We start from the raw sequence: 10,175 nt of genomic DNA, 5'->3' as shown, positions 1-10,175 counted from the left end.
CGGCAAGGCGACCACGGTCAGCTTCCCCGACCGCGCCACCACCAGCCTTCGCCTCACCGTCACCACCGTCAGCGGCACCACCAAAAACGTCGGCCTCGCCGAACTCCAGGCCTACGCGAATTGATGCCGCACCGTCGAAAACAAAAGCAACGCGGGGTCACGTACGGCCGGTCCCGGCAAGCGGGACTTGCCGTCAGCGACCCCGCGTTGCAGAAAAGTGCGGTGGGGCGGGACGGTCAGGACAGTTTGGCCGGCAGGGTCTTGGGCATGAACGCCGGCCGGGTGGCCTCGAAGGCGGTGATGTCTTCCTCGTGCTTAAGGGTCAGGCCAATGTCGTCCAGGCCCTCGAGCAGGCGCCAGCGGGTGTAGTCGTCAATCTCGAACGGCGCCACGATGTTGCCGCACTGGACGGTCTTGGAGAGGAGGTCGACGGTGACCGCCGTGCCCGGGGCGTTCTCCAGTTCCTTCCAGATGAGTTCGATGTCATCCTGGGCCAGTTCCGCGGCGAGCAGGCCCTGCTTGCCGGAGTTTCCGCGGAAGATGTCGGCGAAGCGTGAGGACAGCACGGTCTTGAAGCCGTAGTCCTTGAGCGCCCAGACGGCGTGCTCGCGGGAGGATCCGGTGCCGAAGTCAGGACCGGCCACCAGGACGGAGCCTGCGTTGAACGGCTCCTGGTTCAGAATGAATGCCGGATCCTTGCGCCAGGCGGCAAAGAGCGCGTCCTCGAAGCCGGTGCGCGTGATGCGCTTGAGGTAGACGGCAGGGATGATCTGGTCCGTGTCGACGTTGCTTTGGCGCAACGGAACGCCGATGCCGGTGTGGGTGGTGAACTTTTCCATGACGGATCCTTCTAGGCTGTGTGGATCTGAGCAGTGTGGATTTGGGCAGGGCGCGCTAGGCGGCGTCGGAACGGACCGCGGCGGACTCGGGCGCGGGGTCCAGGTCCGACGGCGAGCTCAGCGTGCCGCGCACCGCCGTCGCCGCTGCCACCACCGGGGAGACCAGGTGGGTGCGCCCGCCCTTGCCCTGGCGGCCCTCAAAGTTGCGGTTCGAGGTGGACGCGCAGCGCTCCCCCGGCTCCAGCTGGTCCGGGTTCATGCCCAGGCACATGGAGCAGCCGGCGAAGCGCCATTCGGCGCCGAAATCCTTGAAGACCTTGTCCAGGCCCTCCGCCTCGGCCTCGAGGCGGACGCGGGCGGAGCCGGGCACCACCAGCATCCGGATGTTGGGGTCCTTGGTCCGGCCGCGGATAATGTCCGCGGCGGCGCGGAGGTCCTCCATCCGGGAGTTCGTGCAGGAGCCCAGGAAGACCGTGTCCACCCGGATGTCCTTCATCGGGGTGCCGGCTTCCAGCCCCATGTACTGCAGCGCGCGTTCCGCCGCGGCCTTGGCGTTCTCGTCGCCGAAGTCCTCGGGCGAGGGCACCTTGGCGGACAGGGACACACCCTGGCCCGGGTTGGTCCCCCAGGTCACGAAGGGTTCCAGCGTGTCGGCGTCGAGGTCCACCTGGACGTCGAATGTCGCGTCGTCCTCGGAGCGCAGGGTATTCCAGTACTCGACGGCGGCATCCCATTCGGCACCGTGCGGCGCATGCGGACGGCCGAACATGTAGTCATAGGTGGTCTGGTCCGGGGCGACGAGTCCGGCGCGGGCGCCGGCTTCGATGGACATGTTGCAGATGGTCATCCGGGCCTCCATGGACAGCGCCCGGATCGCGGAGCCGCGGTACTCCAGCACGTAGCCCTGGCCTCCGCCGGTGCCGATCTTGGCGATCACGGCCAGGATGATGTCCTTGGCGGAAACGCCGGGACGCAGGGTGCCCTCGACGTTGATGGCCATGGTCTTGAAAGGCTTTAGCGACAGCGTCTGGGTGGCCATGACGTGCTCCACTTCGGAGGTGCCGATGCCCATCGCCAAGGCACCGAACGCGCCGTGGGTCGAAGTGTGCGAGTCGCCACAGACCACGGTCATGCCGGGCTGGGTGAGGCCCAGCTGCGGGCCCACGACGTGGACGATCCCCTGCTCGGCGTCGCCGAGCGAATGCAGGCGGACACCGAATTCCTGGCAGTTGTTGCGCAGGGTCTGGATCTGCGTGCGGCTGGTGAGGTCGGCAATTGGCTTGTCGATGTCCAGCGTGGGAGTGTTGTGGTCCTCGGTGGCGATGGTGAGGTCGGGCCGGCGCAGCGGGCGCCCGGCCAGCCGGAGGCCCTCAAAGGCCTGCGGTGAGGTCACCTCGTGCACCAGGTGGAGGTCGATGAAGAGAAGGTCGGGCTGGGCGTTGGCTCCTTCGCCGTCGCCTTTGCGCACCACGTGCGCGTCCCAGACTTTCTCGGCCAGTGTCTTTGCCACGGCCTGCTCCCTTCACTGCGGTGTCCGTACTTGTCGGCTTGTTCTCTCCACTGAATCAGCACTTCCGCATAACGCGCCAGCGAGTTGACTTGCATCTCAGATAATGAGACGGCAATATCATTACATGGACAATTCTAGTGGAGTCGGTGTCATCGATAAAGCGGCCCATGTGCTTGACGCACTTGAGGCTGGCCCTACCACTCTGGCGCAGCTTGTTGCGGCCACGGGGCTGGCGCGGCCGACGGTGCACCGGCTGGCGCTGGCGCTGGTCCACCACCGGCTGGTCAGCCGCGACATCCAGGGCCGCTTTGTCCTGGGCAGCCGCCTCGTGGAGCTCGCCTCCGCAGCCGGCGAGGACCGCCTGATCGCCTCCGCCGGACCGGTCCTGATGCAGTTGCGCGACGCCACCGGCGAAAGCGCCCAGATCTTCCGCCGGCAGGGTGACTGGCGCGTCTGCGTGGCCTCCGCCGAGCGGCCCATCGGCCTGCGCGACACCATTCCGGTCGGCACCCAGTTGTCCATGAAGGCCGGCTCCGCCGCCCAGGTACTGCTCGCCTGGGAAGACCACGACCGGCTCCTGGAAGGCCTACAGGCCGCCCGCTTCACCCCCACCGTCCTTGCCGGCGTACGACGCCGGGGCTGGGGTCAGAGCCTTGGCGAACGCGAGCCGGGGGTGGCCTCCGTGTCGGCTCCCGTGCGCGGTCCGTCCGGCCGGGTGATTGCCGCAGTATCGATCTCCGGGCCGATCGAACGACTGACCCGCCAGCCGGGCCGGCTCCACGCCGAGGTGGTCTGCAACGCGGCCCGCGTGCTGACAGAGGCGCTGCGCAAGACCAACGACTAGCGGCATATGCTGTCCGCATGAGCAGTTATGCGGTGTTCCTGCGCGGGGTCAACGTTGCCGGCATCACCATCAAGATGTCCGAACTGAAGTCAGCCCTGAAGTCCCGTCCGTTTTCGGACGTTAGGACGCTCCTCGCGAGTGGAAATGTTGTGCTCACCAGCGAGCTGTCCCCCGCCGCCGTGAAGAAGGAGTTCGAATCCTGCCTCCGGGAGTCCTTCGGCTACGACGCGTGGGTGGTGGTCCTGGCCGCGGACCGGGTGGGCGAACTGGTGGCGGCGTGCCCCTACCCCGCGGACGACGCGTCCACCCATACCTACCTCACGCTCGGCTCCGACCCCGAGCTGCTGGCCGGGCTGCATGACGCCGGCAGCGCCCTGGACGGCGCACAGGTGACCATGCTGGGACCGGAGGCGCTGGCCTGGCTGGCGCCCGCCGGCGGCACGCTGGACAGTCCGTTCAGCAAGCTCTCCTCGAAGCCGAAATACAAGGCGTCCACCACCACCCGCAACCTGCGCACCATGATCAAGGTCCGTGACGCCGCGGCGCTGCTGTAAGTAAGCGCAGCACAGCGGCAGACGCGGCGCGGGCGTAGGCGAGGCACGATGGCGCGGCAGGGTTGCGCGGCACCGCCGGGGACGGGTCAGCGCGCCGCAGCCTGGAGGGCCTTGTTGAAGGACGCCAGCCGGCTGACCTCGAGATCCACCGGCTCGACCACAAGATCCTCCGCCACGGCCGCGATCGACGCCTTGAGCCGCTTCCGCGCCGCCGCTCCCCGTGCCCGGGCAGCGGCTCCCGCGATGATCTTTGCCAGGATGGCCAGGACGATGCCGAGCAGTGCGCCGCCGGCGATCATCACGGTCGGCACGGGCCAGCCCTGCACCAGCGGGACTTCCGGGACGGGGAGCTGGAAATAGCCCAGCGCGGCTAGCACCCCGAGCCAGGCGAAACCGCCGAGGGCCGTCAGCAGCGCCAGCCACTGCACGGTGTTGAACGGCGTCCACCACCACGCCTTGCCCGCTGCCTTCAGATCCGTGGATGCGATGGCCTGGTCCAGCGCATCGGGCAGTTGGTCGCGGCCCTCCCGGGCGGCGCCGCGGATAACGGCCCGCCAGGGGCCGGGGGCGCCGTCAGATGCTGCATCGGCAAATTCCCGGACAGCGGCATCCGTGCGGGCCCGTTCCGGGGCGCCGGCAGGCGGCAGCGAGGTGCGGTTCAGTTCTGGCCGGGATCCCTCCCGGCGCAGGTTGAGCCGCCGCAGCGGATCGGGACGAAACCGGACCAGCCAGCGGGTGACGGGCCAGCCGGTGCGGCGGGTCGACTCCAGCTGGTACGACAGGACGACGGCTTCCGCCACGAGCGGGACGTTGGCCGCGACCGCCAGTTCCTCGGCCAGGCGGGCCTTTGACGCCGCCCTGACCCCGGCCGCCCCGCCTGCTCCGGACGCCTCGGCAAGGCGGGCGCAGGCCCGCGTGACATCGGCACCAAGGCGCTGGGACTGGGCCTGGCGCTGCGTGGCCACCTGGCGGATGGCGGCCCGGACCTTGTCCACGCCGGTTCCTACGACGGCGGAGGCGCCAATGACCTGCACCTTGCCCAGCCCGTCCCGCGCCAGGATGCCTTTCAGGGACTCCAGCACCGGGGGAATGTCCCGGTCCGGGAGCCGGTCGATCTGGTTCAGCACCACCAGGGTGACGGCGCCGTGGGAGGCCAGCGGGGCGAGGAAATCGTTGTGCACCGCGGCGTCGGCGTACTTTTGCGGATCAAGCACCCAGACGAGGACGTCGACGAGTCCCACCATCCGCTCCACGATCTCGCGGTTGGCGGCGCGGGTGGAATCAAAGTCGGGGAGATCCAGGAGGATCAGGCCGGTGCCGTCGTCGGCGAACCCGGGTACCGGGCTGGCGTGGTGCCGGTTGCGCACGTCCAGCCAGTCCAGCAGCTCGTCGCTGCCCTCGGCGCCCCAGATGCCGGCGAGCGGCTCGGAGGTCGTCGGCCGCCGGGCGGTCGCCGTCGCGATGTCCTCGCCGCTGACGGCGTTGAACAGGGACGACTTGCCGCTGCCGGTCGCCCCGAAAAATCCGACGACGGTATGGTCCCCGGACAGGGAACGGCGGGAACTGGCCCGCTCCAGCACCTGGAGCACATTGTCCAGGACGTCGTCCGGGAGCGCCCCGTCGGCCAGTTCGCGGGCCTCGTTCAGGGCCTCAAGCCGGCGGTCCAGCCGGGAGGTTTCGGCGGCGGCGCCATGGCGGCTCATGCGGTGGCCGCCAGACGGCGCAGCGCCGCGGCATGGCCGGCGAGCACCGCAGGGGCGACCCCGCCGGAGATCTCGAGCCGGGCCAGGAAGCGCTGCTGCTCGTCCTGGAGCAGGCTCTGGCAGCGGGTGTGGAGGTCCTCGCGGGCCGTCTTGGCCAGCCGGCGCACGGCGTCCTCACCGAACACCGCCTCCAGCAGCCGCTGCCCGGCGACAGCGGTTCCGCCTGCGACGCCGACCTCCAGTCCGGTGAGTCCGGCGGTCATGGAGAAAACCACGATCATCAGGGCGGCACCGAGGCCGTTGATGCCAAAGGACAGCCAGCGGGCCTGGGTCCGCTTGCCCTGGCCTTCGGTCCGGATCAGCTCCATGAGGCTCCCCTGCCAGGCCCGAATCTCGGCGGCAGCCTTCTCGGCGAAACCATCGGAGTTTCCGGAGAGGTCGTCGCTGCCCAGGAGCTGACGGCCGGCCGGATCGGAGCGCCAGCGCCCGTCCGTATCCTCGGCGGCGTTGGCGGCCTCATCGATGATGACGGCCTGCAGGCCGGTTTCGATCGCCGTCTCCACCCGAACCGCCGGTGCCGGTTCGCCCCGGAAGAAGGCGCCGACCCGGTCGCGGAAGCGGCCAACGTTCTGCTCCAGGGCCCGGAAGAACTCGCCGGTGCCCACGAAGTCCTGCCAGCGGGCCAGGACCTCGCCCCGCAGCAGGGCGCCGTCACGGGTGGCCTCCAGGATTCTCGCCACGGCGTCCCGGTAGGCGTCCCGGGCGTCCCCGGCGAGGACGTCGGTGGCGTGTTCCTGGTCGTCGGCGGCGTGCGCCACCGCCTCGACGCGGCTGCCCAGGGCCTTGACGGTCCCGTTGAGCGTCCGGCGGGCGACGTCGGCGCGGCCAGCGGCGTCCGCGGCGAGTTCCTGCAGCCAGAGCCGCAGCGGATCCACGGCGGCGGGCGGGAGCATTCCGAATCCGTCCAGGGCCGCCTCGGGGACGACGAACAGGCGGGCCCCGCCCAGGCCCTCCCTGCTGAGCATCGACTGCAGGTCGGCGCTGACCTCGGCTTCGGCGGCCGCCGGCACCCGGTCCAGGACCACGGCCACCATGATGTCCCGTGACGCCGCATCCAGCAGCAGGCGCCACGGAACGGCGTCGGCATAGCGGTTGGCGGTGGTGACGAACACCCACAAGTCGGCGGCAGCCAGCAACTGGCCGGCGAGCTTGCGGTTGTCGGCGGAAATCGAGTCGACGTCGGGAGCGTCCAGCAGCGCGATTCCCTGCGGCACCGCGGTATCGGCGACCAGCACCAGCGAGGTGATCGTGGCAGGGTCAGGAGTGGGACCGGCCTGGCTGGCGGGCAGCGGCCCGCGGTTCACCGTGCCGCGGACGCGGCTCAGGCTCGGCAGGACCCGCTGGTCCTCGAACCAGCGCCCGTCGGCAGGGTGGTGCAGCAGGATGGGCTGGCGCGTGGTGGGCCGAATGGCGCCGGCGCGGGTGACGGCGTGCCCGACGAGTCCATTGACGAGGGTCGACTTCCCGGCGCCGGTGGAACCGCCCACGACGGCCAGCAGGGGTGCGTCCAGGCTCCGGTAGCGCGGCAGGATGTAGTCCTCGAGCTGGGCAAGGGCGTTGCGGATGTCCCGCCGGGCATCGGCCGCACCGGGCAGCGCCAGGGGCAGGGCGGCGGCGGCCAAGTCGCGGTGGACGGCTTCCAGCAGGTCAACGGCCGGGCCGGTGGTTTCGTCGGGGCTCACCGCAACATCATGCCAGTTCCGCGTGCTGCCGGTGGAGCGCCGCGGTGCGGACAACGAAAAACGGCCCCGGACTGATGCCCGGGACCGTTTCTATGGTGACCCCAGCGGGATTCGAACCCGCGTTACCGCCGTGAGAGGGCAGCGTACTAGGCCGCTATACGATGGGGCCGCGTACTCTCCAGAACGGCATTACTGCCATTCGCGCTAAGCGATTATTTCATACACTCAGCAAGTGTTTCAAATCGGCGAACCGAGCTGAAACCCCTGATCAGCCGCGGAAATCCACGGATTATTCAGAGCTGGGATACCAGGACTCGAACCTAGAATGACGGTACCAGAAACCGTAGTGTTGCCAATTACACCATATCCCAATGGAACTTTCGGGCCGGATCCGTGGGTCTAAACCCGCGCTCCCGGCGCCTCAGCACGAGTAATTACTTTACCCGAGAGTTTTCATCTGCACAAATCGTGCCGCCCCGCCCCCGGATCGGTGCACCGCGTCGGCCGCGGCGGGCCCGCAACGCTCCGGGGGCCGAAAAATCCCCGCGAATCCGCCGCCGCGGCCCCTGGCCGCAGCCCGACCGGGCGCCGCAGACGACACGCCCCGCGGCCGCAACGGCAGTTCTGCGTGCCGACTACCGGCGTTATCTGCATCACAGCCACAGTGTCCGCAGTTACGCGAGCAGCTCCAGCAGGGAACCGATCTCGCGGCCGGCAAAACCTGGGGCCGGTTCCCCGCCGCGGTTCAGCCAGACGCCCAGGAGTCCTGCAGCCGTCGAGCCGTCGGCGTCGAGGAGGCGGTTGTCCCCCACATAGAGCGTTTCGCCGGCGCCGGTGCCGAGCCGACGGACCCCCTCCAGGTAGATGGCCGGATCCGGCTTCGCCGCACCGACGGTGTCCGTTCCCACCAGCACACTGACGCGCGCCAGCCCGGCGGCATCCAGCTTGACCCGCTGGTAGTCGTGGACGTTGTTGCTCACGGCGCCGTAGGGGATGCCGGCGGAATCCAGTGCGTCCAGGATTGGGGTGACGTCGTCGAAGGCGCGGATGTAGCCGTGCTGCCGGCTGGCGTAGGAACTGACCCAGTGGTGGGCCTGCTCGCCCTCTTCCAGCTCCACGCCGAAGTGCCCCAGGGCGGCCCGGCCGCGGAGCAGGCGCTGTTCGTTGAAGGTCAGTTCACCGGCCAGGTACCGGTCGTAGAAATGGGTGGTCTCGCGGGTGAAGATCCGCCCGAACTTCTCCCACCCGGCCTGGTCCAGGCCGGGCAGGAGGTGTTCACTGACGTCGCGAAGCGCCGTCGTCATGGCGAATTCGAGGTCCACGAGCGTGTCGTCGATGTCGAACAGCACGCCGCGGATACCGCCCAGGCCGGCGGCCAGGGCGCTGGTCCTGACGTTGTCCTGCGCTGAGGGAGTAATCATCATCAGCCGCGGAATGCGCGCAGCCGGGCCAAGGACGAGTCCTTGCCCAGGATCACCATGGATTCGAACAGCGGCGGCGAGATCCGGCGGCCGGAGATGGCCGTGCGGACCGGGCCGAACGCCAGCCGCGGCTTGACGCCCAGGCCCTCCACCAGGGCCTCCTTAAGTGCAGCCTGGATGCTCCCGGCATTCCAGTCGGCCAGGGGCTCCAGGGCGGCCAGGGCGGCGTCGAGCACCTCCGTGAGGTTCTCCGGAAGCCCCTTGCGGGCGTCGTCGGCGACGTCGATCGCGTCGTCGGCCTTGAACAGGAAGGCGAGCAGCTCGGGGGCCTCGCCCAGCAGCGAGATGCGCTCCTGGATCAGCGGGGCAGCCTCGGCGAGGATCTCCTCCTGGCGCGCGGTCAGGGTGTCGCCGACAAACCCGGCGGTGCGCAGGTACGGGACCAGCCGGCCGCGGAAGTCTTCGGCGCCGAGCATCCGGATGTGCGTGCCGTTGATGGCTTCGGCCTTCTTGATGTCGAAGCGGGCCGGGTTGGCCAGCACGTCGTTGACGTCGAAGTGCTCGATCAGCTGGTCCACCGTGAAGATGTCCTCATCGGCGGAGAGGCTCCAGCCGAGCAGCGAGAGGTAGTTAAGCAGGCCCTCCGGGATGAAGCCGCGGTCCCGGAGCAGGAACAGGTTCGACTGCGGGTCTCGCTTGGAAAGCTTTTTGTTGCCCTCGCCCATAACGTACGGCAGATGGCCGAAGACGGGCAGGTAGCTGGCGACGCCGATGTCCATCAGCGCGCGGATCAGCACCACCTGGCGGGGCGTGGACGAGAGCAGGTCCTCGCCGCGGAGCACGTGGGTGATGCCCATCAGCGCGTCGTCGACGGGGTTGACCAGGGTATACAGCGGGGATCCGTCGGCGCGGACGATGACGTAGTCCGGGATGCTGCCGGCCTTGAAGGTGATGTCGCCGCGGACCATGTCGGTGAAGGTGACATCCTCATCGGGCATCCGCACCCGGAGCACGGGCTGGCGTCCCTCGGCCTTGAACGCGGCCAGCTGCTCCTCGGTAAGCGCGCGGTCGAAGTTGTCATAGCCGAGCTTGGGGTCGCGGCCGGCGGCGCGGTGGCGCGCCTCGACTTCGTCCGGGGAGGAGTAGCACTCGTAGGCGTAGCCGGCCTCGATCAGCTTGGCGACGACGTCCTTGTACAGGTCCAGGCGCTGTGACTGGCGGTACGGCTCGTGCGGTCCGCCGACCTCCACGCCTTCCTCCCAGGTGATGCCGAGCCATTTGAGGGCCTCGAGCAGCTGCTGGTAGCTCTCCTCCGAGTCCCGCGCCGCGTCTGTGTCCTCGATCCGGAACACGAAGGTGCCCTTTGTGTGGCGGGCGTGGGCCCAGTTGAACAGGGCGGTGCGGATCAGGCCGACGTGCGGGGTGCCGGTGGGCGACGGGCAGAACCGGACACGGACCGGGGTGTCGGCGGTGACTTCGCGAATCACGCTGGGGGCGGAGCTGGGGGCGGAGCTGGAGACGGCGTCGGGCGCAGAGGGAGTAGTCATAGTGACTCCAACTTT

At 69.1% G+C, this 10,175-nt stretch carries 9 protein-coding genes and 2 tRNA genes; 3 read left to right on the top strand and 8 right to left on the bottom strand.

Features of this window, described 5'->3' with window-relative positions:
* A partial coding sequence (locus tag ACZYZ5_RS19315; RefSeq protein ID WP_463903908.1) for a DUF7402 domain-containing protein occupies positions 1-124 on the top strand: 124 nt, incomplete at its 5' end.
* Positions 125-236: 112 nt separating this feature from the next.
* Here ACZYZ5_RS19315 and leuD read toward each other — a convergent pair.
* On the bottom strand, positions 237-839 hold the full coding sequence (leuD, locus tag ACZYZ5_RS19310) for a 3-isopropylmalate dehydratase small subunit (RefSeq protein ID WP_463903899.1): 603 nt from the start codon (positions 837-839) through the stop codon (positions 237-239).
* Between the two features lie 55 nt (positions 840-894).
* Positions 895-2,349, bottom strand: a complete 1,455-nt coding sequence (gene leuC, locus ACZYZ5_RS19305; protein ID WP_463903897.1) for a 3-isopropylmalate dehydratase large subunit — start codon at positions 2,347-2,349, stop codon at positions 895-897.
* Positions 2,350-2,473: 124 nt separating this feature from the next.
* Here leuC and ACZYZ5_RS19300 point away from each other — a divergent pair, with 124 nt between their 5' ends.
* A complete protein-coding gene (locus ACZYZ5_RS19300; protein WP_056426387.1) occupies positions 2,474-3,193 on the top strand; it encodes an IclR family transcriptional regulator in 720 nt (239 codons plus the stop codon).
* A gap of 17 nt (positions 3,194-3,210) precedes the next feature.
* Positions 3,211-3,747 (top strand): DUF1697 domain-containing protein, encoded by a 537-nt coding sequence (locus tag ACZYZ5_RS19295; protein ID WP_463903895.1) that lies wholly within the window; start codon positions 3,211-3,213, stop codon positions 3,745-3,747.
* 86 nt (positions 3,748-3,833) lie between these two features.
* On the opposite strand, the gene ACZYZ5_RS19290 is transcribed toward ACZYZ5_RS19295, so the two are convergent.
* From ACZYZ5_RS19290 to gltX, 6 genes are all read right to left on the bottom strand, one after another.
* On the bottom strand, positions 3,834-5,450 hold the full coding sequence (locus ACZYZ5_RS19290) for a GTPase (RefSeq protein WP_463903893.1): 1,617 nt from the start codon (positions 5,448-5,450) through the stop codon (positions 3,834-3,836).
* Complete coding sequence (locus tag ACZYZ5_RS19285; RefSeq protein WP_463903891.1) at positions 5,447-7,192, bottom strand: dynamin family protein; 1,746 nt, start codon at positions 7,190-7,192, stop codon at positions 5,447-5,449. Before ACZYZ5_RS19285 ends, ACZYZ5_RS19290 begins: the two co-directional genes overlap by 4 nt.
* Before the next feature lie 93 nt (positions 7,193-7,285).
* Positions 7,286-7,361: transfer RNA gene (locus ACZYZ5_RS19280), tRNA-Glu, on the bottom strand.
* Positions 7,362-7,491: 130 nt separating this feature from the next.
* Positions 7,492-7,563 (bottom strand) — tRNA-Gln (locus ACZYZ5_RS19275).
* 303 nt (positions 7,564-7,866) lie between these two features.
* Positions 7,867-8,616, bottom strand: a complete 750-nt coding sequence (locus tag ACZYZ5_RS19270; RefSeq protein ID WP_463903890.1) for an HAD family hydrolase — start codon at positions 8,614-8,616, stop codon at positions 7,867-7,869.
* Positions 8,616-10,160 (bottom strand): glutamate--tRNA ligase, encoded by a 1,545-nt coding sequence (gltX, locus tag ACZYZ5_RS19265; RefSeq protein WP_463903889.1) that lies wholly within the window; start codon positions 10,158-10,160, stop codon positions 8,616-8,618. Before gltX ends, ACZYZ5_RS19270 begins: the two co-directional genes overlap by 1 nt.
* Positions 10,161-10,175 lie beyond the last annotated feature (15 nt).

The organism is Pseudarthrobacter ribosi (assembly GCF_055412865.1).
This window is presented reverse-complemented; position numbering and strand designations above follow the sequence as displayed.